The 25156-nt window shown below is 67.4% G+C and carries 22 protein-coding genes; 6 read left to right on the top strand and 16 right to left on the bottom strand.

The features are described from left to right. Positions 1-46: 46 nt before the first annotated feature. From JS278_RS13760 to rfbB, 7 genes are all read right to left on the bottom strand, one after another. The gene (locus JS278_RS13760) at positions 47-1477 is read right to left on the bottom strand and encodes a peptidoglycan D,D-transpeptidase FtsI family protein (protein WP_114045689.1); all 1431 of its coding nucleotides are present in this window, start codon (positions 1475-1477) and stop codon (positions 47-49) included. Next, a complete protein-coding gene (locus JS278_RS13755) occupies positions 1474-2907 on the bottom strand; it encodes an FtsW/RodA/SpoVE family cell cycle protein (RefSeq protein ID WP_114045688.1) in 1434 nt (477 codons plus the stop codon). Before JS278_RS13755 ends, JS278_RS13760 begins: the two co-directional genes overlap by 4 nt. 11 nt (positions 2908-2918) lie before the next feature. After that, complete coding sequence (locus JS278_RS13750; protein WP_114045687.1) at positions 2919-4322, bottom strand: PP2C family protein-serine/threonine phosphatase; 1404 nt, start codon at positions 4320-4322, stop codon at positions 2919-2921. Between the two features lie 2 nt (positions 4323-4324). After that, positions 4325-4825 (bottom strand): FHA domain-containing protein FhaB/FipA, encoded by a 501-nt coding sequence (locus tag JS278_RS13745; RefSeq protein WP_114046347.1) that lies wholly within the window; start codon positions 4823-4825, stop codon positions 4325-4327. Positions 4826-4827: 2 nt separating this feature from the next. Beyond that, complete coding sequence (locus tag JS278_RS13740) at positions 4828-5526, bottom strand: FHA domain-containing protein (protein ID WP_114045686.1); 699 nt, start codon at positions 5524-5526, stop codon at positions 4828-4830. Between the two features lie 149 nt (positions 5527-5675). Further along, on the bottom strand, positions 5676-7109 hold the full coding sequence (locus JS278_RS13735; RefSeq protein ID WP_114045685.1) for a sugar nucleotide-binding protein: 1434 nt from the start codon (positions 7107-7109) through the stop codon (positions 5676-5678). Next, positions 7109-8107 carry a dTDP-glucose 4,6-dehydratase gene (rfbB, locus tag JS278_RS13730; protein WP_114046346.1) on the bottom strand — a complete coding sequence of 333 codons (999 nt, stop codon included), beginning with the start codon at positions 8105-8107 and terminating at the stop codon, positions 7109-7111. The genes JS278_RS13735 and rfbB overlap by 1 nt, the downstream gene beginning before the upstream one ends. Positions 8108-8255: 148 nt before the next feature. On the opposite strand from rfbB, the gene rfbA reads away from it, so the two are divergent. Continuing rightward, positions 8256-9125 carry a glucose-1-phosphate thymidylyltransferase RfbA gene (gene rfbA, locus JS278_RS13725; RefSeq protein WP_114045684.1) on the top strand — a complete coding sequence of 290 codons (870 nt, stop codon included), beginning with the start codon at positions 8256-8258 and terminating at the stop codon, positions 9123-9125. A 57-nt stretch (positions 9126-9182) separates the two neighbouring features. Here rfbA and JS278_RS16815 read toward each other — a convergent pair whose 3' ends face one another. From JS278_RS16815 to JS278_RS13710, 3 genes are all read right to left on the bottom strand, one after another. Beyond that, entirely contained in the window at positions 9183-10277 is a 1095-nt protein-coding gene (locus JS278_RS16815; protein WP_425451445.1) for a GmrSD restriction endonuclease domain-containing protein, read from the bottom strand. Between the two features lie 46 nt (positions 10278-10323). After that, positions 10324-11268 carry an alcohol dehydrogenase catalytic domain-containing protein gene (locus tag JS278_RS13715; RefSeq protein ID WP_114045683.1) on the bottom strand — a complete coding sequence of 315 codons (945 nt, stop codon included), beginning with the start codon at positions 11266-11268 and terminating at the stop codon, positions 10324-10326. Between the two features lie 95 nt (positions 11269-11363). Then, positions 11364-12914, bottom strand: a complete 1551-nt coding sequence (locus tag JS278_RS13710) for a sugar transferase (RefSeq protein ID WP_114045682.1) — start codon at positions 12912-12914, stop codon at positions 11364-11366. 445 nt (positions 12915-13359) lie between these two features. Here JS278_RS13710 and JS278_RS13705 point away from each other — a divergent pair, with 445 nt between their 5' ends. After that, entirely contained in the window at positions 13360-14493 is a 1134-nt protein-coding gene (locus JS278_RS13705) for a glycosyltransferase family 4 protein (protein WP_114045681.1), read from the top strand. Here the strand turns inward: JS278_RS13705 and JS278_RS13700 are convergent. The 6 genes from JS278_RS13700 to JS278_RS13675 form a co-directional block, all read right to left on the bottom strand. Continuing rightward, positions 14429-15127: an arsenate reductase/protein-tyrosine-phosphatase family protein gene (locus JS278_RS13700; protein ID WP_181833745.1), complete on the bottom strand. Its 699-nt coding sequence runs from the start codon at positions 15125-15127 to the stop codon at positions 14429-14431. The genes JS278_RS13705 and JS278_RS13700 overlap by 65 nt on opposite strands. Positions 15128-15134: 7 nt before the next feature. Continuing rightward, positions 15135-15905, bottom strand: a complete 771-nt coding sequence (locus JS278_RS13695; RefSeq protein ID WP_147243226.1) for an LCP family protein — start codon at positions 15903-15905, stop codon at positions 15135-15137. After that, positions 15905-16228: a hypothetical protein gene (locus JS278_RS13690; RefSeq protein ID WP_114045678.1), complete on the bottom strand. Its 324-nt coding sequence runs from the start codon at positions 16226-16228 to the stop codon at positions 15905-15907. The genes JS278_RS13695 and JS278_RS13690 overlap by 1 nt, the downstream gene beginning before the upstream one ends. Positions 16229-16280: 52 nt before the next feature. After that, on the bottom strand, positions 16281-17645 hold the full coding sequence (locus tag JS278_RS13685; protein ID WP_114045677.1) for a sugar transferase: 1365 nt from the start codon (positions 17643-17645) through the stop codon (positions 16281-16283). A 93-nt stretch (positions 17646-17738) separates the two neighbouring features. Continuing rightward, a complete protein-coding gene (gene tnpC, locus JS278_RS13680) occupies positions 17739-19139 on the bottom strand; it encodes an IS66 family transposase (protein WP_114045676.1) in 1401 nt (466 codons plus the stop codon). Between the two features lie 449 nt (positions 19140-19588). After that, a complete protein-coding gene (locus JS278_RS13675) occupies positions 19589-21157 on the bottom strand; it encodes a tyrosine-protein kinase domain-containing protein (RefSeq protein ID WP_114045675.1) in 1569 nt (522 codons plus the stop codon). Between the two features lie 253 nt (positions 21158-21410). Between JS278_RS13675 and JS278_RS13670 the strand changes: the two genes are divergently transcribed. From JS278_RS13670 to JS278_RS13655, 4 genes are read left to right on the top strand one after another with little or no spacing between them, the layout of a single operon-like run. Continuing rightward, positions 21411-21938, top strand: a complete 528-nt coding sequence (locus tag JS278_RS13670; protein ID WP_114045674.1) for an arsenate reductase/protein-tyrosine-phosphatase family protein — start codon at positions 21411-21413, stop codon at positions 21936-21938. A 19-nt stretch (positions 21939-21957) separates the two neighbouring features. Further along, a complete protein-coding gene (locus JS278_RS13665) occupies positions 21958-23049 on the top strand; it encodes a glycosyltransferase (RefSeq protein WP_181833744.1) in 1092 nt (363 codons plus the stop codon). Then, positions 23040-24062, top strand: a complete 1023-nt coding sequence (locus tag JS278_RS13660; protein ID WP_114045672.1) for a glycosyltransferase family 4 protein — start codon at positions 23040-23042, stop codon at positions 24060-24062. Before JS278_RS13665 ends, JS278_RS13660 begins: the two co-directional genes overlap by 10 nt. Then, positions 24059-25123 (top strand): polysaccharide pyruvyl transferase family protein, encoded by a 1065-nt coding sequence (locus tag JS278_RS13655; protein ID WP_181833743.1) that lies wholly within the window; start codon positions 24059-24061, stop codon positions 25121-25123. Before JS278_RS13660 ends, JS278_RS13655 begins: the two co-directional genes overlap by 4 nt. Positions 25124-25156 lie beyond the last annotated feature (33 nt).

The raw sequence follows: 25156 nt of genomic DNA, 5'->3' as shown, positions 1-25156 counted from the left end.
AAGAGGTGCGGTCTGATGGCTCATGGGTGATGGTGTGCGCGTCATCTCATCGCACCGCTTCGATGACGCTCTTGGCGATGGGGCCGGCGAGGCTGCCGCCGGCTATCTCGCTGCGTTCGGTGTCCGAGGACTCGATGAACACCGCGACGGCGACGTGCGGGTTCTCGGAGTAGCCGACGAACCACGCGTAGGGGGATGCGTCCTTGGTGGTCTGCGCGGTACCGGTCTTGCCGCCGACGGTGACCCCGTCGATCTGCGCGGGGGAGCCGGTTCCGTTCTCGACCACCGAGACCATCATCTTCTGAAGCTGGTCGGCGTTGGCGCGGCTCATCGGCTGGGACAGCTTGGAGTTGTGGTGACGCCACACGGTCTGCAGATTCGACGCCCGCACCGACTGCGTGAGGTACGGCGTCATGAGCTTGCCGTTGTTGGCGATACCGGCGGACACCATCGCCATCTGCAGCGGCGAGGCCGCCACGTCGTACTGACCGATGGAGCTCAGCGCCACCTGGGCCTGATTCATCGTCGAGGGGAACCGCGAGGCGACGATCGGGACGTCGGAGTCGAAGGTCGAGTCGAATCCGAACTTCTTCGCCTGTTCGCGCACCTTGTCCTGGCCCAGCGACATGCCGATCTTGGCGAATGCGGTGTTGCAGGAGTTCTCCAGGGCCTCGGTGAGGCTCACCGTGCCGTTGCCGCAGTCGATCTCGTTGCCGAGCTGGTTGGAGGTCTGCGGCAGGGTGATCGAGCTGGGGGTGGAGACCTGCGTGTCGGCGGAGTACTCGCCGGTCTGAAGGGCCGCGGCGGCCGTCACCAGCTTGAAGGTGGAACCGGGCGGGTAGATCTCCTTGGAGGCCCGGTTGGACATCGGCCTCGAGGAGTCGGCCAGCAGCGACTTCCAGGACGACTGGGTGGACTTGAGGTTGTGGCTGGCCAGCAGGTTCGGGTTGTAGGAGGGGTAGGTGGCCATCGCCAGCACCGCGCCGGTGGTGTAGTCCAGGGCGACGACGCCGCCCTTCTTGCCGGCCAGACCCCTCCAGGCCGCACGCTGGGCCTTCGCATTGATGGTGGTCTGCACGGATCCGCCCTGGGGCTTCTTGCCCGACAGGGTTCCGGTGATGCGCTGCAGCACCTGGGAGTCGGAGGTGCCGGTGAGCTGCGCGTTCTGGCTCTGCTCCAGGGCGCTGCGCCCGAAGTAGTACGAGTAGTACCCCGTGATCGGGGCGTACTGGGCGCCCTGCGGGTAGGTGCGCAGGTACTTGTACTGCCCGTCGGTGGAGACGGTGTGGGCCACCGCGGTGTTGCCCACCAGGATGTCGCCGCGGTTCTGGGAGAATTCGGCGTCGCGCACCCGCAGGTTGCGGGAGTCCTGGTTGAGACTCGCCTGCCGGAAGACCGAGGAGTAGGTGACGTTGAGCAGCAGGGCGAAGAAGAGGAAGGCGGAGAAGACCGAGACCCATCGGATCGGCTTGTTCATCGGGCTCCCCCTCCTGCATGTCGAGGTATCACATCGGTCGCCTGGTCGTCGAGCACGGGGGGTGCCTCCGAGTCCACATTGGCGGCCAGCTGGTCGGCGGGCTGCCTGGCCTGGTGGGAGACCAGCATGATGACTCCCACGATGGCCCAGTTCGCCACTTCCGAGGAGCCTCCCTGGCTCATGAACGGGGTGGTCAGGCCGGTCAGCGGCAGCATCCGGGTGACGCCGCCGATGATGGCGGTCACCTGGATCGCCATGACGGTGGCCAGGCCGGTGGCCAGCATCTTCCCGAAGGCGTCACGGCAGGCCAGCGCGGCCCGCAGGCCGCGGGTGACCAGCAGGGCGTAGAGCACGATGATCCCCATCAGGCCGGTGACGCCGAGCTCCTCGCCGACGCTGGCGGCGATGAAGTCGCTCCACGAGAAGGTAGTGAGGCCGGGGCGTCCCAGCCCCCAGCCGCGCCCGGCCAGCCCTCCCCAGGCCATCCCGTACTGGGCCTTGATGATCTGGTCGTTCTGGTCGAAGTTCGAGAAGGGGTCCAGCCAGGCGTCGAAGCGGATCCGGATGTGGCCGAATGCGAAATATGCGGCCACCGCGCCGAGGATGAATCCGAGCACGCCCAGCACCACCCAGCCGACGCGTTCGGTGGCGACGTAGAGCATCACCACGATCAGCCCGAAGAACAGCATTGCCGTGCCGATGTCCTTCTGGTAGACGATGACGAGCATCGCGGCGATCCACATGATGACGATCGGGCCCAGATCGCGTGCCCTCGGGAAGGTGACGGGCCCGATCTTCTTGCCGGCCAGCGACAGCACGTCGCGCTTGTCCACCAGATAGGCGGCGAAGGCCAGCACCAGCAGCACCTTGGCGATCTCAGCGGGCTGGAAGGTGAAACCGGCCAGCGAGATCCACAGCCTGGCTCCGTTGATCTCGGTGCCCAGTCCCGGCACCAGCGGCATCAGCATCATCACCAGGCCGGCGAGGAAGAGCACATAGGGGAAGCGCTGGAGCTTGCGGTGGTCCTTGAGGAGGACGACGATGACGGCCCACAGGATCACCCCGCCCAGGGTCCAGATGGACTGGTTGATCGCCCGCTCCGGGCTCTTGGCCGGGATGAGATCGATCCGGTGGATCATCGCCAGCCCGATGCCGTTGAGGGTGAAGACGATCGGCAGGATCATCGGGTCGGCGTAGGGGATGAATATCCGCACCACGATGTGGCAGGCCATGATGAGCCCGAGCCACAGCCCGCCGACGAGCCTCCAGTCGGGGGGGATGACGCCGTCGATGTTCAGCCCGGTGAGCACATAGCCGGAGAATCCCAGCCCCCAGGCGACGATCAGCAGGAAGAACTCGACCCAGCGCCGCTTGCTCTGGACGACGACGGTGCCGGGGGCGGAGTCGTCCCACTGGCCCCGGGCGGACATCTGTGCGGCACTCATGAGCAGTCGTCCTCCGAGACCTTCGGCAGGGTGCTCCCGGACGGCGAGGGGGAGGCCGCCGACGCCGACGCCGAGGCGGACGGTGGAGCGGCGCTCGAGCTGGGCGAGCCGGAGGCCTCCGGGCTCGTGCTGGGCTCCGGGGTGGCCTTGAGGGCCTTGCACCTCTGGGCCCCGGACCTCAGCTCGGCGACGGTGGCGCGGGCCGAGTCGATGGAGTCGACGGAGATGGTGCTCTCGACCTTCGTCCGGTAGTAGATCGGCAGGTCGGAGGTCGAGATGTCGGTGGTCTCGGCGACTCTCGACAGCTGCACCCAGGCGAGACTGTCGGGGATGCCCTGGTAGATGGCCACCGTGCCGTCCTGGTCGCCGACGTAGTACTGGTCGCCCAGATAGACGTGGGCGCCGAAGAATGCGACCAGCGCGATCAGGAGCACCCCGAGCACCGAGAACAACCAGGCGCGCCCGCGACGGCGCTCCGGATCGATGGGGGCGTAGCGAATCGACTCCTCGGCCTCGGAGTCGAAGAGCAGCGGCGCCTCGGCCGATCTCCTCGCCGAACCCTTGGACTCGGGGGTGGGGGTGGCCGGTACGACGGGGATCGGGGCGGTCGCCTCGTGCTCGGGCACCGCGGTGAAGGCGGCGGCACCGATGATCTTCGGCTCGGTGGCGTCCAGGGCGTCGTCCTGGGCGACGACGTCTGCCAGGACGATCGTGATGTTGTCCGAGCCGCCGGCGGCGTGCGCCTCGGTGATGAGCAGCGCCATGGCGTCGTCGAGGGAGTCCTGGCCGAGGATCTCGGAGATGACGTGATCGGGCACGAAACCGCACAGGCCGTCGGAGCAGAACAGCAGCCGGTCGCCCTGGTGGGCGTCGACCAGCTTGGTGTCGGGGGTGTGCTGGGGCTGGCCGTTGAGCACCTTGAGCAGCAGCGAGCGGTGGGGGTGGACGGCGGCCTCGGACTCGGTGATCCGGCCCTCGTCGACCAGGGACTGCACCCACGAGTGGTCGTGGGTCATCCGCTCCAGGTCGCCGTCGCGGTACATGTATCCGCGGGAGTCGCCGATGTGTACCAGGCCGAGCTGGGCGCCGTCGAACATCACCCCGCAGAAGGTGGTTCCCATGCCTTCCAGGGAATGGTCCCAGGTGACCAGATCGGCCAGTTCGTCATTGGCCGAGGAGACGGCGCCGGCGAGCACCTCGAGCATCTCCTCGCCCTCGCGGCGGGAGTCGGCGCGGGCGACCTGCCGGACGGCGACCGTGGAGGCCAGGTCGCCGGCCGCGGCGCCCCCCATGCCGTCGGCGACCACGAGCATGGTGGGTGAGACGTAACCGGAGTCCTGGTTGTTCTTGCGGACCAGACCGATCTCGGAATGGCTGCGGATGTCAAGCGACAGGACCATTTTCACCCCCGTCCGTCGGCCTCGACCGCCATGGTCGTCCGGCCGATGCGGACCTCGTCGCCGATGGACAGCCGGGTCGGGTCCTCGATCCGCTGGCCGTTGACGTAGGTGCCGTTCGTGGAGCGCAGGTCCTCGACGAACCAGGCGCCGTCGACCCCCTGTGTGAACTCGGCGTGGTGGGTGGAGGCGTAGTCGTCCTCGATCGGGAGGTTGGAGTCCCCGCCGCGCCCGACCAGGATCCGGTCGTTCATCGGGATCACCAGCCCGGCCCGGGATCCGGAGATGATCCGCAGGGCACCGGGTATCGCCTCCCGGCCTGCGGCCCTGCGCCGGGACTTCCGGTCGAGCCGTGGAGGTGCGGACCCGGCGGCCGGGGCACCGGTGCGGGCGACGACCCGTCGACCGAACATGTCGGTGCGCACAGTCCGGGCGACGAGGAGTATAAGAACCCACAGCAGCGCCAGGTAGGCGATGCGCAGGACGGAGACGAGGAATTCGCTCACGATCACATCCCTGAGGGGGAGTGGACCAGCATCCGCGTCGAACCGATCTCGATCCGGGATCCGTCGCGCAGTTCGGTGCTGGTGACCTTGACCCCGTCAACGGTGATGCCGTTGGTGGAGCCGAGGTCCTCTATGGACACGCCGACACCTTCCCCCTTCTGCCACACATGTACCTGGGCATGACGCCGGGAGATCCCGGGATCGTTGATCCTCAGATCCGCCTCCGACCCGCGGCCGATGACCAGGCCGGGGGGCAGCAGGGGATGACGCACCCCGTTGACCTCCAGAACCAGGGGGGTGCGGCGCACCGCCGTGGTCTCGGACTCCTCACCGCTGACCGATCCGCTGGTGACCTCGAAGCGGCCGGTCGGCAGCTCGGCGTTCAGCTCGTACCGGATGTGGATCGGCCCGTTGAAGACGTAGCGGCGTTCGGTGGCGTGATCGCGCAGGGCGGGCACGATCTCGGCGTTGAGGGTCTTGGTGTAGGGCACCAGGTGTTCGTAGTCGTGGCTGGACAGGGTGATGGTGAAGTCGTTGGGGACCAGCTTCTTGTCCCGGGTCAGGATCTGGGCCTCGGAGTCGAGCTCGCGCTGCAGACGCCCCGCGATCTCCACGGGCTCGACCTCGCCCCGGAAGGCTCGGGCGAAGACGCCGTTGACGGCTCCCTCGATCGATTTCTCGACCTTGTCCAGGAATCCCACAGGTGCCTCCTCTCGGGCTTGCCATGAACCGGTCAGTGTGCGGCGCAGGAAGGCGCCACCGCTCGGAGTCTACCGACGTGGCCGGATATGGCACAGAACCGGGCCGGTGTGGTTGAGAGTTTCCGGGCGCTGCCCGGGTGCTGCGACGGTCAGATCGAGGCCAGGTACTCCCGCAGACGCAGGTCGGCGTCGGGCGGTGTGAATCCGGTCTCCCGGATCCGCGACAGGTCCAGGGTGGAGTGCACCGGGCGTGGGGCGGTGACCTTCCCGGAGTTGTACTCGGCGGTGGATACGGGGGTGACGGTGCCCGGGGCGTCGCGCAGCTCGAAGACCCGGCGGGCGACGTCGTACCAGGAGCAGGTGGGGCCCTCGCCGGAGATGTTGTAGGTGCCGTACGGGGAGCCGGTGGACAGCAGGTGGCGGATGGCCGCCGCGATGTCGTCGGAGAAGGTGAGCCGGCCGAACTGGTCGTCGACCACCTTCGGGCTGATCCCCCTGGCGGCCAGATCGGCCATGGTCGCGACGAAGTTGCGGCCCCGTCCGACCACCCAGGAGGTGCGCAGCAGGTAGTGGCGGGGCCAGGTGGCGACGATCTCGTCGGCGGCGGCCTTGGTGGTGCCGTAGACGCCCAGCGGGGCGAAGGGCTCCTCCTCGGTGTGGACCTCGCGGGTGCCGTCGAAGACGTAGTCGCTGGAGACGTGCACCAGCGTCATGCGGTGGCGCCTGGCGATCTCGGTGAGATGCCTCACAGCGGTGACGTTGATCGCCCAGGCGGTGGCGAGGTTCTCGGGCTGCTCGGCGGCGTCGACGGCGGTGAAGGCGGCGGCGTTGATGAGGGTCTCCACGCCCCCCCAGTCGTAGCCGTCGATGGTCTCGGGCCGGGTGAGATCGATCTCGTCGAGTCCGGGGAACTCCGCGCCCCCCGGGTAGTCGGGGGAGGTCAGCAGCGGTCGCAGCGAGTTGCCGAGCTGTCCGGCCGAGCCGATGACGACGGTGCGCGGCGGGGCGAAGGGGGTCACCTCGGCCAGCGGCGGGTGATGCAGGTCGGCCTCGGAGCGCTGCGAGCGCTCCGGGGGGATCGGCCAGTCGACGCCGATGGCGGGATCGGCGAGGTTGGCGAAGGTGTACGAGTTCTTCGCGGCGGCCGACCAGTGCTCGTTGACGAGGTAGGTGTAGACGGTGCCGTCGGCCAGCGCCTGATAGCCGTTGCCCACCCCGCGGGGCACGTAGACGGCGGTCTGCGGCCCCATCTCCACGGTGACGACCCTCCCGAAGGTCTCACCCGCACGAAGATCCACCCAGGCCCCGAGGATCTTGCCGCAGGCCACCGAGACGAGCTTGTCCCAGGGTTCGGCGTGGAACCCGCGGGTGGCCCCGGCGGAGGCGTTGAAGGACATGTTGTTCTGCACCGGGGCGAAATCGGGCAGGCCCAGGGCGGTCATCTTCGCGCGCTGCCAGTTCTCCTTGAACCAGCCGCGGTTGTCCTGGTGGAGGGGCATGCGGAGGATCAGCAGGCCGGGGATGGCGGTCTGTTCGACGCGCAGCTCGTCGGGGACGGCGGTTGCGGGGGCGATGTCGGTCATCACTGCCCCTTCCTGGCGTACTTGGCCTCGGTGGCCTGTTTGATCGGTCTCCACCAGTCCTCGTGGCCGCGGTACCAGTCGATGGTGGCGTCCAGGCCGTCGCGGAAGCTCGTGTAGCGGGGCTCCCAGCCGAGCTCGGTGCGCAGCTTCGAGGAGTCGATGGCGTAGCGCAGGTCGTGGCCGGGTCGGTCGTTGACGTGGTCGAAGCCGTCGACGGGCTCGCCCATCAGCTCCAGGATCATCGCGATGACGTCGCGGTTGTTCATCTCCCCGTCGGCGCCGATGAGGTAGGTCTCGCCGGGGACGCCGTGCTCCAGGATCGTCCACACCGCCGCATTGTGGTCGTCGACGTGGATCCAGTCGCGGACGTTGAGCCCGGCCCCGTAGAGCTTGGGGCGGACGCCGTCGATGACGTTGGTGATCTGGCGGGGGATGAACTTCTCGACGTGCTGACGGGGGCCGTAGTTGTTCGAGCAGTTCGAGATGGTGGCCGCCACCCCGAAGGACCGTGCCCAGGCGCGCACCAGCATGTCGGAGGAGGCCTTGGACGCCGAGTAGGGCGAGGACGGGTTGTAGCGGGTGGTCGGCGTGAACTTCGCCGGGTCGTCGAGGGCCAGGTCGCCGTAGACCTCGTCGGTGGAGATGTGGTGCAGCCGGGTGCCGTGCCGACGGACCGCCTGGAGGAGCGTGAAGGTGCCGACGATGTTCGTGTCGACAAATGGATAAGGATCCTCCAGCGAGTTGTCGTTGTGGGACTCGGCGGCGAAGTGGACGACGGCGTCGGCGTCGGCGACCAGCCCATCGACGAGGTCGGCGTCGCACACCGATCCGCGCACCAGCCGGAACCGGTCGGCCGGCAGGCCGGTCAGGCTGGCCTCGTTGGCGGCGTAGGTCATGGCGTCCAGGACGGTGACCGAGGCGGCCGTGTGGTCGATCAGCCAGTGGACGAAGTTGCTGCCGATGAATCCGGCTCCGCCGGTGACAAGAAGGGAGGGCACGGCCTCAGTGTAAGGGAGGGCGCCTCGGTCGGGACGGCCGTCCACAAGGAGACCGCTGTCCTCCATGGAGGGGACAATTGTGGAGCCGCTATGGGTATGCGAAGGGATTTCGGAGCCGGAATCACTGCCGCTCTGACAGGATGTCGACATGCGAGGCATCATCCTGGCCGGGGGATCCGGCTCCCGTCTTCATCCCATCACTCTGGGCGCCAGCAAGCAGCTGATGCCCGTCTACGACAAGCCGATGATCTACTACCCGCTCAGCACGCTGATCTTCGCCGGCGTCCAGGACGTGCTGGTGATCACCACGCCGGAGGAGGCCGGGGCCTTCCGCAGGCTGCTGGGAGACGGTTCGCAGTTCGGCATCTCCATCGAGTTCGCCGTCCAGCCGGAGCCGAAGGGGCTTGCGCAGGCCTTCACCATCGGGGCGGATTTCCTCGACGGCGGGCCGAGCTGCCTGGTGCTGGGCGACAACATCTTCTCCGGTCCGGGGTTGGGCGCCCGGCTGTCGCGCACGGTCGCCGATCTGGACGGGGCGCTGATCTTCGGCTATCAGGTCGCCGATCCGCACGCCTACGGCGTCGTGGAGGTCGACGACGAGGGCATGGCGGTCTCCATCGAGGAGAAGCCCGCCCGTCCCAGATCGCACTGGGCGGTGCCGGGACTGTACTTCTACGACGCCGACGTCGTGGAGATCGCCCGCGCCCTGACGCCCTCGGCCCGCGGCGAGTACGAGATCACCGACGTCAACCGGGTCTATCTGGAGCAGCGGCGGCTCCATGTCGACCTGCTCCCGCGCGGCACCGCCTGGCTGGACACCGGCACCTTCGAATCCCTCAACGATGCCGGGAACTACGTGCGCACCATCCAGGCCCGTCAGGGGCTCCAGGTCGGCTGCCCGGAGGAGGCCGCCTGGCGTCGCGGGCTGCTGAGCGCCGAGGACCTGTTGGAGAGGGCGGCACGGTTCGAGAAGTCCGGCTACGGGGCTTACCTCAGGGGGCTGGTCTCGAAGATCTGACGAGAGCCCCGGGGCGTGTCGGATCCTGGTGAGCAGACGCACCAGGATCCGACCGGCTCACTCGCAGGCGACCCCGTCGCCGTCCCGGTCGAGCTTGGTGCTGTATCCCGGGTCCCCGCGGTGAAGCGGCGCGACGCCGGCGGCCCGGGCCGCCGAGCAGTTCTGGTAGTAGGCGTCGGAGCCGGACCCGGCATCGGTGGTCGCCTCGGTGCTGGTGGTGCGCGGTGCGGCCGCACGTCGCGGGGCGGAGGTCCTGGCCCTGGTCGGCGCCGCCGTGGCGGCAGTCGTGGCCGCCTTCGTGGGCTTCGGGGCTGGGGCTTTCGGGACGGTGGCCTTCGGGGGAGTGGCCTTCGGCGTCCAGGTGACCTGCGGGCTGGTCGCGGTGGGCACCTTCTGCCCCGTGCAGCCCGACAGGACTTCTGCGATGGCCGACTTCTCGCCGGGGGTCACCCACAGCTTGTAGGCGTGCTTGACCGCCACCTGGCGGGCGACGTACTGGCAGCGGAAGGCCTTGTTGGCCGGCAGCCAGGTGGCCGCGTCGCCGTCGGACTTCTGCTCATTGGCGGGGCCGTCGGCGGCCAGCAGGTTCAGCGGATCGTTGGCCAGCTCCCGGCGCCGCTCGGCGCCGAGCTGCTGGGCACCGGTCTGCCAGGCGTCCGAGAGCGCCACCACGTGGTCGATCTGCACCGCCGTCGAGGTCTTCTCGCCGCGGACGAAACGGATCGTCGTGGCGGTGTACGGGTCCTGCAGTGTGCCGCTGGTGACGATGCAGTCACGGGTGCCCGGTCGGGTGGTGACGGCGGTGAGGTCGCGGTGCAGGATGTCGTTGCGGGTGTCGCAGCCGTTGTGGTCGACGTCGGCCCAGGCCTGCCCGAAGTTGTCGCGGTCGTAGCCGGTCTTCGGGGCCCGGCCCTTCACCCGGAGAGTCTCCAGCATGGCCGCGGCGGTGCCCTGGGTCGCGGTGCCGGAGCTGGTGCTCCTGGCCGTTTCAGGGGTTGCGGTCAGCGTCCGCGGCGTCGCCCTCGGCGTGGAGGGGGCGGGGGAGGAGCTGGAGGCCGCCGAGCAGGCGGCCATGCCTCCGGCGGTCAGCAGCACCATCACCCCCGCTCCCGCGCGCCGGCAGAGGTCTGTGGGTCCGTATCGTCGAGTCACGACCTATGTTCTAGCGCATGGCTCCGACAGTCGTGCCTCCGGCCGCTCAGAGATCGAGCAGATCACTGGCGTCGGCAGCGGCGGCGGTGCGCAGCAGGATCTTGCCGCGCAGGTGCCCGTCGGCCAGCCGCCGGTATGCCGAGGAGACGTCATCCAGGGAGAAGACGGAGTCGATCGGCGCCACGATCGCGCCGCCGGCGATGGCCGCTGCGACATGGGCCAGGTCGTCGGGGCGGGCGGCGGCCGAGCCGTCGGTCCGGGCTCCAAGATCGGCTGCGGCCTTCCCGGTGGCGATCGAATCGATCCGTCCGGCCGGCACGCCCAGTTCGATGAGTCCCTTCACCTCGTCGAGGTCCCGGGTGGCCAGGGCGGAGTCGATGCCGTCCGGGGCCAGCAGACGCAGCCGTTCCCACAGGCCCTCGCCGTACTCCACCGGCTCGATGCCGATCGCACGCAGGAAGTCGTGATTGGCGGGTCCGGCGCTGCCGATCACCCGGGCCCCGGTGGCGCGGGCGATCTGGGCGGCCAGCACCCCCACTCCGCCTGCCGCCCCGCCGACGAAGACGGTGTCGGCAGCCGTCGGTGCGATCGCGCGGATCGCGGCGATCGCCGTGGTGGCCGCGATCGACAGGCCACCGGCGACGTCGAGTCCCAGGCCGGCCGGCACCGGGGTGAGGGAATCGGGATCGACGACGACGTGATCGGCCTGGGCGAAGAATCGCCGGCCGCCGAGGACGGGATCGCCGACCGAGAAGCCCTCGACGCCCTCGCCGGTCTCGTCAACGATCCCCGAGAAGTCGTTGCCGTTGCCCGAGGGCAGCCCGGGACGCATGAACTGGCCGCCGGCGAGGATCTTGAGATCGACCGGGTTGAGGCCCGCATAGGCCACTCTCACCCGGACCCGACCCGGACCGGCGTGGATCTCCTCGTCGGTCTCCACCCGGAGCCTGCTGAAATCGCCGAACTCGCTGAACACCACGCGTCGTGACATCTCGTCCTCCTTGAAACGGGTACCTCATTCGAGGTTAGCCGCGGAGGAATCGCCAAGTAGGCCGGCCCAGGCTGCGCGTGCCGAGGAGCAGCCGTCTAATAGGCGCCCGAGGAGGAGAAGACCGCCTTGACGGTCCGCTTGAGAATGGAGAGGTCCTGGAGCATCGACCAGTTGTCGACGTAGTAGAGGTCCAGGCGCACCGCGTCGTCCCAGGAGAGATCCGAGCGTCCCGAGACCTGCCACAGGCCGGTGATGCCGGGGCGCACGTCCAGCCGGCGGCGCACATGCGACTTGTACTGGGCGACCTCGTTCTCCAGGGCGGGGCGAGGACCCACCAGGCTCATGTCGCCGCGCAGCACGTTGACGAACTGGGGCATCTCGTCGATGGAGAACTTCCGGATGATCTCGCCCACCCGGGTGACCCGCGGATCGCGCGACATCTTGAACAGCACGCCGCCGTTGTCGGAGAGCAGCTTCGCCTTGATCTCCTCGGCGTTGGTCACCATGCTGCGCAGCTTGAGGCACTCGAAGATCTCGCCCTTCATGCCCACCCGGCGCTGCTTGAAGAGGATCGGGCCGCCGTCCTCCCGCTTGATGGCGAGAGCGGCGATGGCGACGATCGGGGAGGTGACGATGATGAGCAGGAGGGATCCGACGATGTCGAAGGATCGCTTCAGCCAGGTGGTCGCACGTTCGGCCTGGGGCTTGTCGATGTGTACCAGGGGGATGCCGCCGACCGGGCGGATCGTCATCCTTGCGGCCGCGACGTCGGTGAGGGTGGGGACGACGATCAGCTCGGCGCTCTCGCTCTCGAGCTGGCGGGCCAGCCGGTTGAAGTCTCTGCCGCGGGAGTAGGCGCCCTCGGCGAAGATGACGCCGTCGGCGCCGGTGAGGCGGGCGGCGGTGACCACGTGTTCGGGGCTGTCGACGGTGGGGACGGTGAGCTCCTCCGGTTTCGGCGAGGGGTCGTCGGTGAGCAGGCCCACCACGTCGTAGCCCAGCCAGCGCTCCCGGTGGAGGATGGCGACCAGATCGCTGATGTGGCCGTAGTCCCCGGCGACGAGCACGCGCCGGCGGAAGCGCCCGCGGACCCTGGCCTGCTGCAGGTGCCGGCGCATCAGGTAGCGCCCGGCCAGCACGAGGGGGATTCCGATGCTGAACATGAGGAAGTAGAAGGCCCTCGACATCGGGTACTGCAACAGGTAGGCGGAGATGCCCAGCAGTCCCGCTGCCAGCAGGGAGGCGTTGAGCACCCGCCGGTACTCGATCGTCCCGACTCCCAGATGCTTGTGTTGGTAGCCGCCGAACAGGGCGATGATGATCAGCCAGGCGGGCACCATCACCAGTGCGATCGGGGCGAGGATGGGCTCGGTGACCGCGTCCTCCTCGAACACCGGAATGTCGGTGCGGGCGCGGATCAGCAGCGCGCAGACCGTCGATACCGTCACGGTGGTGAGATCGGTGAGCAGGACGCCGAGGATGCTGACATGTCGGTTCCGGGGCTTCCGGGGTTGCTGCGGAGCGTCAGAGGTATTCCGGAGGCGGAAGGAGAGGATCCCGGTGGGGGCCCGACGGGCGGGGACGGCCCGTCCTGTGATCTCGCGAAGGGCCGGGCCCGGGCTGGCCAGCGAACTCTCCTGTGTCACCGTGTGACTCCTCCCACCGGTCGTACCGGCTACAGCGCCGTGCGGAACCACTCAGCGAACTGATGTGACCAATGTGTACATTACACCCGAATAGCCAAAAGTTGTGCTCGTCCTCATAGATCTGGCCATTTGGCCATGTATCCGGCGTGAACCGCCGGTGATCCCGGTGAACACCTGGCGAGAAGGATGGCGCGGGCCGAGGTGTGCATATCGACGACATCGTACAACGTGGGGGTTTCAGACGACGTATCGGGCCCTCGCATGTGGATGCACGTTCCCAGATCAGGTGAGGTCAGCCGGTCGGGGGTGCTCTGCCGGGACGGCCCGGCGGGATGTGACAGGTTCCGGCGTCGCGCCAGGGCCGCGCGGGTAGCCTCGGAACTGGCGGTGCGGGTCGGGGATCCGCACCACGGCGTCCGGGAGAGGGCGTCCGGGAAGGAGCACGGTGGAGCGTCCTGTCGCACTCGTCTGTTCGGGAGATCCCCCCGAGGGGAACGCCGAGGTGCTGCACCTGGCCCGGGCACTGCGGTCGGTGGGCCGTCCGGCGGTGATCTGGGTGGCCGACGATCGGCCGAGCAGGGTGATCAGGTCACTCGACGGGCTGGTGCTGAGGCATCTTCCGGCCCCGCTGCCGGGACGTTCGATGACGTCCCGGCTCGTCCACGCCGGATCTCGCGCCTCGGCGACGCAGGCGTGGAAGCACGCCTTCGAGCAGGATCATCCCGGGGTGATCGACGTTCACGGGTTCGGCCCTGCGGGGGTGCAGGCCCTGTCGTTGGCGAGGCGGACCGGTACTCCGTTGGTGATCAGCAGCAGGGGTGAGACCTTGGCGCAAGGGGCCCGGAGCATCTCCCGCCATCCCGGGCTGGCCAAGGCCTACGCCGAGGCGCTGCGCCGGGCCTCGTGCGTCGTGGCGACCGACTCCGAGGTGGCCGCCGACCTGCGCTCCCGGTTCGGGGCGACGGTGGAGGTGATCCCCGATGGAATCGATCCGGTGGCAACCTCCTTCGACTGGTCCGACATCCCGTGGCAGATCGACGGCCGCCCGGTGGTCTTCGCCTGCGGGGAGATCGATGAGATGTCCGGCTTCGACCTGCTGGTCGAGGCCTCGGCGCGTCTGTCGGCCGGCCATCAGCTGGTGATCGGTGGGCAGGGGCACGGCCTGGAAGGGCTGAAGCGGTGGGCCCGCAGCCGCGGCGGAACCGGCTCGGTGAGCTTCCCGGGCCGGCTGAGCGCCAGCCAGAAGGCGGCCGGGCTGGATCACGCCGATGTGGTGGTGCTGCCTGGGCGGGTGAGCACGTCCAGGGCCGAGATCGTGGATGCCTGGCGTTCGGGCACGCCGTTGGTGGCCACCGCGACGCGCACGGCGGCGGCGACCGTTCATCACGGGATGGATGCGCTCCTGGTTCCGCCCGGGGAGTCGGCGCCGTTGGCCGAGTGCGTGGGACGGCTCCTCATCGACCAACGGCTGTCGGCCGATCTGGCGGCCGAGGGGCGACGCCGGGTCGACGAGTTCAGTTGGGAGACGGCGGCTCGCCGCTACGGCGAGGTGCTCGACCGATCGGCGGCGGCCAGTTGAGGATCTCTGCGGGGCCGTCCGGTAGGAGTCGTCGGGGTGTGGAGGGCCGCAGGAGGACGGGGCGTGGCGCTCGGGTCGTATGGAGAGCCTCGAGGATGAGTCTCACGGCCGCCCCGATCTGGTTCATCGCCCGGTCATAGCCCGCGGCGGGTCCCCGATAGGGATCCTCGATGACGACGTCGGGGCCCGGACGCAACAGCCCGTGCCGTCGTCCGGCGCGTTCGGTGAGACTGCGGAACCGTGACTCCTGGGAGCTCCGGGCCGGCCATGACGAGTCACCGGCCTGGAGAAGGCTCTGGCAGATCAGCGCGAACTCGCGGAGGGTGAAGGTGCGGTGCAGGGCCTCCGGAGCCAGTTCCAGGACCCTTCTTCGCTGGACCTGATCCATGGTGAGTACCAGGTCTGCGACCTCCAGGAGCCAGGAGTTGAGCCGGCGGGCGCGATGGGGCCGGGGCGCTGCACCGGCCCGGCGCATGGCATCTGCCATCGCGGGATCCAGGCTGAGACCCACCAGAGCGTCCGTGCCGGCGCTGGAGACGTCCACGTCGGATTCGACCGCTGCATCGAGCAGCTGTGCCGCAGCAGGGGAGCGACAGATATTCCCCGTACACACGACAAGGATCCGGAAAGTCATCGATGGCCTACTGAGGGTGGTTGGCGACGTAGTCCGCCATTGTGTCATTCTTCAGCGCGGCCGACAGCGCCTTCATCCCCGCCTCGTCGACGATGTCGTAGGCCTGACCGTCGGCCGACTTGCCGAAGCCCGAGATCGGCGCCTGGACTGGGACCACGCCGGCTCCGGAGCGGAACTTGAGGCTGGTGGCGATCTTCCGGATGTTGGCGTTGGTCAGACCCGAGTCCACCGTCATGGTCTGGGAGGCCGATGCCATCACGTCATTGAACTTCTTCGGATTCGCCAGTACCCCTCCCGACAGGGTCTTGTCGATGATCGCGGTGACCACCGCACGCTGCCGGGCGGCGCGGTCCAGATCACCATTGGCGAGGTTGTAGCGCTGGCGGACGTAGGCCAGGGCCTGCTCGCCCTTGAGGGTGATGGTGCCCTTCTTGAAGGTGTAGCCGAGATTCGTGGAGGCCTGGGGATTGTTGACGGTGACCCCGCCGAGCTCGTCGGTGAGCTTGATGAATCCCTCGAAGTCGATGATGGCGGCGTGGTCCATCGTTACCCCGGTGAGATTCTGCAGGGTCTTGATGGTCAGGGCCGGGCCGCCCCAGGAGTAGGCGGCGTTGATCTTGGCCTTCGAATCGTGGGGGACGGACTTGTTCGCGGGGATGGTGACCCACATGTCACGCAGGAAGGTCACCAGGTAGAGGGTCTCCCGGTCCCCCGAGAGGTGGGCGACCATCAGCGAGTCGGAGCGTCCCTGGTCCGAGCCGCGGGAGTCCGAACCCATCAGCACGAAGTCGATCGGCTGCCCGGGGGAACAGGGGTCGCCGAGGTGTCGGGAATCAGGCCGGGATCCCGGTCGATGTTGCTGATGGCGCTGCTCACGCTCTTGAGGTAGAAACCCAGGGCCGCGACGACGATCAGGATGAAGGCCAGCGCGACGGCCAGGAAGATCTTCGGTCCTCGGCGGTGTCCGCCCTTGCCGCCGGCCCGTCTCGCCGATGCGCCCGAGGCCTTCTCGGCCTCCTCCTCCGAGTCGAGCAGATCGTCCAGGCTGGATGTGTCGGCACGACGGGGGGTGTCCCCCGAATCGGGCGTGTGCTTGGCCATGGCGTGTCTCGCTTCGTGATCGGTGCTCGGGCCGGCCGGGCGGCTGTCTACTTCAGTATGCGCCACTCGGCTTCAAGACGGTGGTGACGGTCTTGGCGACGATGGTGAGATCGGTGATCGGCGACCAGTTCTCAACATAGCGGAGGTCCAGGCGCATGCCCTCCTCCGGGGACAGGTCGGATCGTCCGCAGACCTGCCACAGGCCGGTGATTCCAGGCTTGGCGAGGAGACGCCGCTTGTAGGCGGGCAGATACTCGGCCACCTCGCGGGCCATCTGCGGTCGGGGGCCGACGACGCTCATGTCACCCTTGAGCACGGTCCAGAACTGCGGCAGCTCGTCGATGGAGTACTTGCGCATGGTGGCGCCGATCTTCGTCATCCGGGGGTCGTGATCGATCTTGAAGAAGAGGGCCTGACCGCCGGCGTCGTCGATGAGCTTCTGGATCTTCGACTCCGCGTTGATGCTCATGCTGCGGAACTTGTGGATGGTGAAGGGTTCGCCGAAGCGCCCGACGCGTTCCTGGCGGAAGATCACCGGGCCATGATCCTCCCGCTTGATGAGGATCGCGGCGACCAGGAACACCGGGGAGAGCACGATGAGCGCCAGAATCGAGAAGATGATGTCGAAGGCGCGCTTGAGCGCGTACTTCCAGCCGGTGAACTGAGGGATCTCGACGTGCATCAGCGAAACGCCGGGCGTGTCGGTGTAATGCATGCGAGGGCCCACGATATCCATCACGCGCGGGGTGACTACCAATGACGTCGGGGAACCTTCAAGATTCCAGGCCAGGGCGCGCAGGTAACTGCCGGGGAGCCCCTCCGTGGCGACGACCGCTTCGAACTTGTCGAAGACACCGAGAAGGTCGTCGGCGCTGTGTACGGGAACGCCGCGTAATTCAGATGGCGTCTCCTTCGCGCTGCCGCCGATCAGGCAGGCACCGCGAGGGGAGAATCCGGCATCTACATGGTGGCGCAGATCGGTGATCACCCGCGCCACCTGGTCCTCGGGACCGACGACGGCACAGGTGGTCAGATATTTTCCGCGGACTCGGGCATGATTGAGCCATGCCCTTGCGGACCACCGCTCGAGGAGGAGCAGCAAGATGCCAAGAGGCAGCAGGAGGATGAACAGGGATCGTGCGAACTGAGCCTTCAGGATGTAGGAGAAGATCGCCACTCCGCCGAAGACGTACAGGCTGATTCTGATGACCCGTCGGTACTCCTCGACTCCCGCGCCGGTGATCCATGCGTTCCGGGAGCCGCCTGCCGCTAGGGAGACGAGCCATATGAGCCCCAGCGTCGGAGCGGCGATTGTGTAGGGCACCCCGGTGAGGCCGACAAGGGCGTCTTCCCCGGTGGAGGCCAACGTCATCGAGATCAGTACCGCGATGCTGATAGCGAGCAGATCGCAACCCACGAGGACAAGGCGATACGTGCGCCCCCAGCTCGGCTCGCGTGAGCCGCGGCGAACATATTCCGAACGTCCCGTCCGACCAGGAAGGGTAACTGTTCAGGTGGTGGCCGGGGTCCAGGCCTGTCCGTTGAACAGGTCGATGAGGGCCTGGTAGGTGTTGCGGGCCTGCTTGGCGGTGGTGGCCAGGTAGGAGCGCAGCCGGAGGAAGCCCTCGGCGCCGGTCAGGGTGCGGTGGGTGCCTGAGACCTTGTGGTGGACCTTGACCATGCGGATCTCGCGTTCAGCCGCATTGTTGTCGGGTTCCAGGCCCGGTGTGGTGGCGAAGCGCAGGTAGTCATCGATCCGGGCACCGATCCGCCGGGCCAGGGCCCGATGCTTCGCCCCGACCTTCCCCGGCACCTCCGAGGCGGCGCCCAGCAGTGCCGCATCGGTGACCAGCCGCCGCTGGCGGGCCAGGAACTGGGGGTCGGCCTTTCCGGCGGCGGCGTGGGGGTCGCGGATGAGGACCAGGAGGGCGTCGAGGACCTGACGGGCCCAGCAGAACGCCCCGGGCGGGTCGTGGGCGTCGTGGTAGTCGGCCACCGCGACCAGTTCGCGGAGCAGGTGGGCGCAGCACAACTGGTGGGCCGGTCCGGTGAGCGTGTCGTAGGGGGCCCAGGCGTCATGAACCAGAATCCCGGAGAAGCCCGGCAGGATGCCGGCGGCATCCATGCCCTTCCGGCCGCGTTTGGGATGGACGCTGATGTGGGAGTATCGGCCGGTGGAGGCCGAGTGGACCCAGTGCAGCTTCCCGGCGACCCGCAGCCCCGTCTCGTCGGCATGGACGATCGGGGATGCGGCGATCCCGGCGGCCACCTGGTCGGTGAACTCGTCCAAGTGCTCACCGCCCGCCTGTTCGACGGCGGAGGCCACCGTCCCGGTCGCCACCGGCATCCCCAGCAGATCGGCCAGCGTCGAAGCCACCCGCCTGATCGGTATGTACTGGCCGGCGGCCAGATAGGCCATCGCCGCACGGGCACGCGGCCCGTAGGAGACCGGTGCGTTGACACCGGCCGGCGCCGTCCCGGCGGCCAGGGCTCCGCAGGCGCACCGGCGCGTGAGGATCCGATGCTCGGTGACGGTCACACGCACCTGGGGCAGTTCGACCACCTGCCGGGCCACCACACCCCCATCACAGGAGCCGTCCAGCACCCCGCCACAGGCCGGACACCGGCCGGGGGCATGCACCACCACATGATCGGGATGATCGACCTGGCGCAGTGTGGTGCCCGGATGGCCGGGCTGGCCGCCTGGCTTCTTGCCCGAGGGACGCCGCAAGGATTTCGGGGCGGGCTTGGCCAGCCCGTCGGTCGAGGGTGGCTTCGAAGAGTTCCGCGAGGTCGACCCGAGTTGGCGTTCCAACTCGGCGATCCGGGCCTTCAACTCCGCGATCTGGGCCGCCTGGGCGGCCACCAGCGCGACCAACTCGTCATAGGTGGGTTTACGCGACCGCGGCATGCCCCGAATCCTCCACCCCTCAGCCCCCAGACCAGCCACGCGACACGCCGCAGGCCCCCTCAGATCAGGCCGTCAGACCCGAAGCCACCACCTGAACAGTTACCAGGAAGGGTGCTCGCCGATTCCGTCAGCTCATCGATTGTCAATTCGCGTCCACCCCCCCGACGAGATCGTCCGCGCGGCCCGGGGACTGTCTCAGCCCGTCCCGCAGGAAACCTCAGCCAGAGAAGACTCGCGCTCTCGCGTATCGCAGGTAAGTTTATGGTGTGAATCGGGCGAGGGGCAAGCTCTTTTTGTCACCCTGACGGGGTATATGTGGCCGCGGTGCACACCTCTTCCGTGACGGACACGGCGCGGAAAACTACTGTGTGTCGGCCTCGGTTGCAATGCAGAGCCGGGGGGAATTTTCGCCATCGGCATATATGCACTGCCACTTTGACAGCACCTCATCAGAGCAGATCCTCGGACTCGGCGCGCTTGAGGCGGTGGCTTGCGGGGTGCCTGGCGGCCACGGTGCGCTGCACGGGTTGCGCGGCCGCGTGCGAGAAGGCCTCTTCGTCATCTGAGGAGATCACGGGCATTCGGCGGGTCTCCGAGAGTTCCTCGGAGTGGGACTGTGGCCGTGGCGTGCTGGAAGGCGGTGTGGGGCGCCCCTGCCGGGCGTACTCGGATTGGGAGTATGCGTAGTTGTACTCCGCGTCCCCATAGCGCATCCGGGCGAGCCTGGAGGAGGCGGCGCGGTTGAGCACGACGCCGGCGACGGCTCCCTCGCCGTGCTCGATGGCTTCGAGCGTCTGATCCAGCTGCTCGGCCCTGGTGTGCCCTGCGGAGGCCACCACGACGACGGAGTCTGCGAGATGGGCGAGTACGACGGCATCGGTCACAGGCAGCACCGGGGGGGCGTCGAGGACGACGACGCGGTCACGTGAGAGGTATCTCACGAGCTCGGCCATCCGGTCGGAGCCGAGCAGCTCGGAGGGGTTCGGCGGAGTCTCGAACGCGGGCAGAACGGAGAGGCCGTGACGGATGGTGTTCTCGATGTCGACCGATCCGACGAGCACCTGGAGCAGGCCGAGCGGGCCTCTCAGGCTGTAGGTGTCGGCGACGCTGGGTCTGCGCAGGTCGGCGTCGATGAGTACGACGTCGTCGCCCGCGGCCGCCATCACCTTGGCGAGGTTGGCCGCCACTGACGACTTTCCGTCGCCCTGCAATGGCGAGGTGACGAGGATGACGCGGGCCTGCTTGTCGACGTTGGCGTAGCGCAGGTTGGTACGCAGCTTGCGTACGGACTCCGCGGACTGAAAGTCGCTGTCGGCGGCGGCCTCGGTGCGGGCGATCGATTTCGACTGCGGCAGGACCGCCAGGATCGGCACCTCGAAACGATCGGTGATGTCGGCGGCCGTGCGCAGTCGCGTGTCGAAGTGCTGGCGGGTGAACGCGAAGGCATAGCCGAGGAGCAGACCGGCGAGGACACCGGCCGCCATGTACTTGAGCGGGGAGGGGGACTTCTCAACCTGGGAGAGACTCGCAGGCGCCATCATCACCACCTGGACGGGAGAACTCGCCCCCTCGAGCCGTCTCACCTGGACGGCTGCCTGGTTGACGACAGCGTCGGCGATCTGTCGGGACCGCTCAGGACTGTCCCCCGTTGCGGTGACATTGATGGTGAGCGAGTTGGCTGCGTTCGAGGCGCTGAGATCGGCCGCGAGCTCGGTGGGGCTTACAGATAGGTTGAGCTGCGTGATAACCGCTTGGGCGACGGACTCGGATGTGAACAGGGGCACGAAGGCCTTGACCTTCTGGGCAGCCAGTTGGGAGGCGTTGAAGTAGACGTTCGAGTCGGTCGAACCGCTGGCCGACTTGGGTACGGACACACGAACGTAGGCGGTGGCCTGACTGGTGTAGTGGGTGGGGAGCAGCACGAGCAGCCCGGCTGCCGCTGCGGCTCCGAGCAGGGTGGAGGCGATGATGGTTCCCAGCCGACGTCTGGTCAGTCTGAGGAAGTCACGAAGGGTCATCGTGCGGGGTCCTCGTCCACTAAGAAAATACTCTGCGACCGCCGTACAGAAGCACGACGAGCTAGATATTACAGGTGCTCGTGGCGATCCTGTAGCGCAAGTGTCAACCTGGAATTGACGGTGATGACGAGTGGCGCGCAACCGGTTATCCTGTTGCGGTCTGTGAGTGGCCTGATTGGAGGGAGAGCCGGTGGATCAACCAGGAGCGGCACTCCGCGACGGACTCGGGCGGGGCGACATCAATGACTCCCAGATGACGAGGATCCTCTTTGTGTGTACTGGCAACATCTGTCGTTCCGCGTTCGCGGAGGCTTGTCTAAAGAGCATGCTGAAAGTTGAGGATCGCACTGGGGTGAGTTCCGCAGGGATCGCGGCGTTGGTGGGCAATGAGATGGATCCGCTGATGGCCCACGAGGCCGCACTGCGTGGCATCGATGCCCGGAAGCACCGCGCCCGCCAGCTCACTGGCCGCATCCTTAAGGATGCTGACGTCGTGCTCGTCTTCGGGCCAGAGCATGTGGAGTGGATCGCGAACGAGTACCCGGAGCACCTGGCGAAGGCCGTGAGTCTCGGACAGGCGGCCCGCGCGCTGCAGTCTCGGCCGAGACTCGCGTCTTCCTCTTGGAGAACACTCCTCGACGATGTGCAGGCACTGTCCGTGGAACCTTGCGAGGCAGATGAGATCAAGGACCCGTACAGACGCGGCGAAGGTATTGCTAAATGTGCCGCCGGACGGATATGCGCGGACCTGGATGTGCTGTCTGCAGCTCTGTCAAGATAATAGGCGCGAGGAGAAATGGATGGAACTGGATGAGGCCCGATCCGCCGAAAGGCTACGCGTGCTGCACGTGGTGGAATGCTTTGCCGCGGGGGTGAAGACGGCGCTGTTGCAATACATCGCTTCCACTCCGATGGTTGAACATATCGTAGTGGCGAATAACCGTGGTGAGCCGCTGCCCGATGTTGATCCTGGCTACCGGCTAATTTCTATGGAGAGCGGACACTATGCACGAATTAGGCAGATTGAGAGACTCTGCAAGAAGCTTAGTCCATCACTGGTTCATGCACACTCGAGTTACGCCGGCATATATACGCGGCTGAGCCGCATCGGCGTGCCTGTTGTGTACACCCCGCACTGTTTCGCATTTGAGCGTCGAGACGTTGCAGCCCCTGTGAGAGCGATGCTCTGGTTGATTGAGCGAGGACTCGCCGTCAAGACCTCGGTGGTAGCCGCATGCTCATATCGTGAAGCCCGGCTTGCTCGTCAGATGTCGAAGAGCGTGGAACTTGTCCCCAATGTCGGACGTTTCGAATCAGTGGATTTTACACGTTCTGGAGAAGAACCGCATGAGACGGCAGCGAGGGTCGTCTTCCTGGGCCGACTGTCTGCACAGAAGGATCCACGGTTCGCGATGGAGATGGTGCGTGATCTACGCCGGATTGTGGCTGACGGGGTTGATGCTGAATGGATCGGGGACGGTCGACAGGAGATCCGTCACGAGCTTGCGGATGCTGGGATTAGAGTGAGCGGATGGATGGATGCAGACGATGTTTCCGCGGAGCTGGCCAGCTGTTCGATCTATGTACATACTGGTGCATGGGAGGGTTTCCCGATGGCGATTCTCGAGGCGTCCCAGCTTGGACGGCCCATCGCAGCCCGGGCCATCCCCGCAATGGAGCGGATGCCTCAGGACTATCTTGGAGACTCGCCGTCGCAACTCGCCAGGATCGTGGCCGCGACGCTGCGATCGTCCGAACGACGCGAGGAGTGTTCTGCCCGGTGGGCGAACGTCTTGGCCGTGAACACTCGGGAAAACCAGCGTGAGGCACTGTTGGGCGTCTATGACCGCGTCGCCGATTGCCGGACGAGAGGAAGCATGAGATGGAGATAGCCCTGTCGGGACGATTCATCGAGCGCAACGTCGGTGGCAACTCCACTTACGGACGGGCGCTCCGAAAAGGTCTGGAGGCCAGAGGGGAGCATACCGTGCTCATCCCATACGGCTCGTCGGCCATGGCCACCGCCCTCGCCGAGACCAGGTACGGGCGTAGCCATCCCGCGAGCGTCGACGTGGTCCATTTCCTGGCTGATACAGGCCCACTCATGACGCCACGAGGCCCCAGTGTGGTAACCGTTCACGGTGTCGCGTCCAGGTGGACGACCGTATCGAGGAGCCGCGCTGCGGACCGCCTCTGGCGGACGAGGGTCGCCAGAGCCGTGCGCCTGTGCGACCGGATCATCACCGTCTCTCACTCGAGCGCCTCCGATGTCGCCGAGGTCTTTGGCGTGCCCACCGACCGGATCACCGTCATCTATCACGGTCTGGAGGCCAACGTCATCCACCCGCCGGAAGAGACGCCGGCCAGGTTGCGGGGCTTGGTCGACGAGGGATTCGTGCTTTACCTGGGCAACGTCGAACCCAGGAAGAACCTGGTGAACCTGGCCGGGGCCTTCTCGACCGATGCACTGCGATCGACCCGCCTGGTTGTCGCCGGCCGGCCCGCATGGGACTACAAGGAGTCGCTGGCCGCCTTCGAGCAGGCCGACAACGTCGACTACCTCGGGTTCGTGAGTGACGAAGAACGGTCCTGGCTCTACAGCCACTGCCGGCTGTTCGTCTTCCCGAGCCACTACGAGGGTTTCGGCCTGCCTGTCCTGGAGGCCCTGGGAGCAGGAGTGCCGGTCGCGTGCTCCGACCGTGGATCGCTGGCCGAGGTGGCCGGGCCTGCGAAGGTTCTGCCAGGTATCGATGTGGCAGGCATCTCCGAGGGAATCAGTGATGCGCTGTCCGACGAAGGGTGGCGCAGCCGGATTGGCACCCTCGGCCCGCAATGGGCCTCGAGGTTCACCTGGCAGAAATCGGTGGACCGGCACCTCGACCTCTACCAGGAGCTGGTCGGATGAGACGCATCGCCCTGCTGCACGCCTACAGCCCTTTCAATGCGGGAGACGGGCTGCTTGTCGAACAAGCCATTGACCTGATTCATGAGGCGCTCGGCGCCGAAGTCCGCATCGACATCTTCGCATCCAGGCCCGATGGCTTCGCCCGGACCTCGGCGCCCGGCACCCATATCGTCGGGACTCGGCCGGGGTTGCGCGGGTATTCACGGGACTATCTGCGCCGGCTGGCCCGCCTCGACGAGTACGGCCTGGTGGTCGGGGTGGGCGGCGGCTACCTGCGCTTCGGCAAGCCCGTCGAGGCGATCAAGGCATGGCTGGTCCACATGCCCCAGCTCGCCGGGGCCGCCCGTGCCGGGAATGCCGTCTATCTGCCTCAGAGCTGCGGTCCCCTCGGCCCGGTGTCGGGCCCGGTGGTTCGGCGGTTGTTCGGAAGAATGGGCACCGTCATGCTGCGCGACGACCGCTCGGTCTCGGACTGCCTGGGTGTGGAGGTCGTGAGGGCTCCCGACTGCGGCCTGTTGGGACTGAGCCGGGCCGAGCTGCCGTTTGACACTGATGCCCCGGTGGTCGTGGGTACCCGTGCCCTCAGTCGCGGTGCGGCCTGCGACGTCGAGGAGATCGCGCGGCGCCTGGCTCCGGTGGACGGTCTCGTCCAGAGCAGTGTGGGTGCGAACAACGACGAGGAGTGGACCCGCCGGCTCGGCGCGAGCAGGTTGTACTCCCAGGCGGACCTCGGGGCCATGGACAGGGCACGGGTGGTGATATCGGTGCGACTTCACGGGGCACTCATGGCCCTGGCGGCCGGCCACTATGTGATTCATCTGTCCTATGAGCGCAAGGGGTTCGGGGCCTTCGGGGACCTGGGTCTCGAGGACCACGTCCACAACGTCTACTCGATGCCGGTGGACCGGGTGGTGGCCCAGGCCGAGGCTCTGGCCCATGATCAGGCCGTCAGGGACCGCTTCGACGCCAGGGTTGCCGCGGCGTTGCCGCGGCTCGACTGCAGCCGCCGGAGGACTATCAGCCGTATAGCGGCTGCGGCGGGGACCTGGCAATGCTCTTGAGACGACCTCCGGCGCGCAACGTCATCCTGAATC

The sequence above is a fragment of the Acidipropionibacterium virtanenii genome, from assembly GCF_003325455.1.
Classification (GTDB): domain Bacteria; phylum Actinomycetota; class Actinomycetes; order Propionibacteriales; family Propionibacteriaceae; genus Acidipropionibacterium; species Acidipropionibacterium virtanenii.
The sequence above is the reverse complement of the archived record's forward strand: the minus strand, read 5'-3'. Positions and strand labels throughout refer to the sequence as shown.

What these genes read in the sequence shown, in the direction of transcription:
- JS278_RS13715 (WP_114045683.1), bottom strand. Translation starts at nt 11,268, where the DNA reads ATGTCACGACGCGTGGTGTTCAGCGAGTTCGGCGATTTCAGCAGGCTC.
- JS278_RS13690 (WP_114045678.1), bottom strand. Translation starts at nt 16,228, where the DNA reads ATGGCCAAGCACACGCCCGATTCGGGGGACACCCCCCGTCGTGCCGAC.
- JS278_RS13675 (WP_114045675.1), bottom strand. Translation starts at nt 21,157, where the DNA reads ATGACCCTTCGTGACTTCCTCAGACTGACCAGACGTCGGCTGGGAACC.
- JS278_RS13670 (WP_114045674.1), top strand. Translation starts at nt 21,411, where the DNA reads ATGACGAGGATCCTCTTTGTGTGTACTGGCAACATCTGTCGTTCCGCG.
- JS278_RS13665 (WP_181833744.1), top strand. Translation starts at nt 21,958, where the DNA reads ATGGAACTGGATGAGGCCCGATCCGCCGAAAGGCTACGCGTGCTGCAC.
- JS278_RS13750 (WP_114045687.1), bottom strand. Translation starts at nt 4,322, where the DNA reads ATGGTCCTGTCGCTTGACATCCGCAGCCATTCCGAGATCGGTCTGGTC.
- JS278_RS13760 (WP_114045689.1), bottom strand. Translation starts at nt 1,477, where the DNA reads ATGAACAAGCCGATCCGATGGGTCTCGGTCTTCTCCGCCTTCCTCTTC.
- JS278_RS13755 (WP_114045688.1), bottom strand. Translation starts at nt 2,907, where the DNA reads ATGTCCGCCCGGGGCCAGTGGGACGACTCCGCCCCCGGCACCGTCGTC.
- JS278_RS13660 (WP_114045672.1), top strand. Translation starts at nt 23,040, where the DNA reads ATGGAGATAGCCCTGTCGGGACGATTCATCGAGCGCAACGTCGGTGGC.
- JS278_RS13695 (WP_147243226.1), bottom strand. Translation starts at nt 15,905, where the DNA reads ATGGGTTCGGACTCCCGCGGCTCGGACCAGGGACGCTCCGACTCGCTG.
- JS278_RS13735 (WP_114045685.1), bottom strand. Translation starts at nt 7,109, where the DNA reads ATGACCGACATCGCCCCCGCAACCGCCGTCCCCGACGAGCTGCGCGTC.
- rfbA (WP_114045684.1), top strand. Translation starts at nt 8,256, where the DNA reads ATGCGAGGCATCATCCTGGCCGGGGGATCCGGCTCCCGTCTTCATCCC.
- tnpC (WP_114045676.1), bottom strand. Translation starts at nt 19,139, where the DNA reads ATGCCGCGGTCGCGTAAACCCACCTATGACGAGTTGGTCGCGCTGGTG.
- JS278_RS13700 (WP_181833745.1), bottom strand. Translation starts at nt 15,127, where the DNA reads ATGACTTTCCGGATCCTTGTCGTGTGTACGGGGAATATCTGTCGCTCC.
- JS278_RS13655 (WP_181833743.1), top strand. Translation starts at nt 24,059, where the DNA reads ATGAGACGCATCGCCCTGCTGCACGCCTACAGCCCTTTCAATGCGGGA.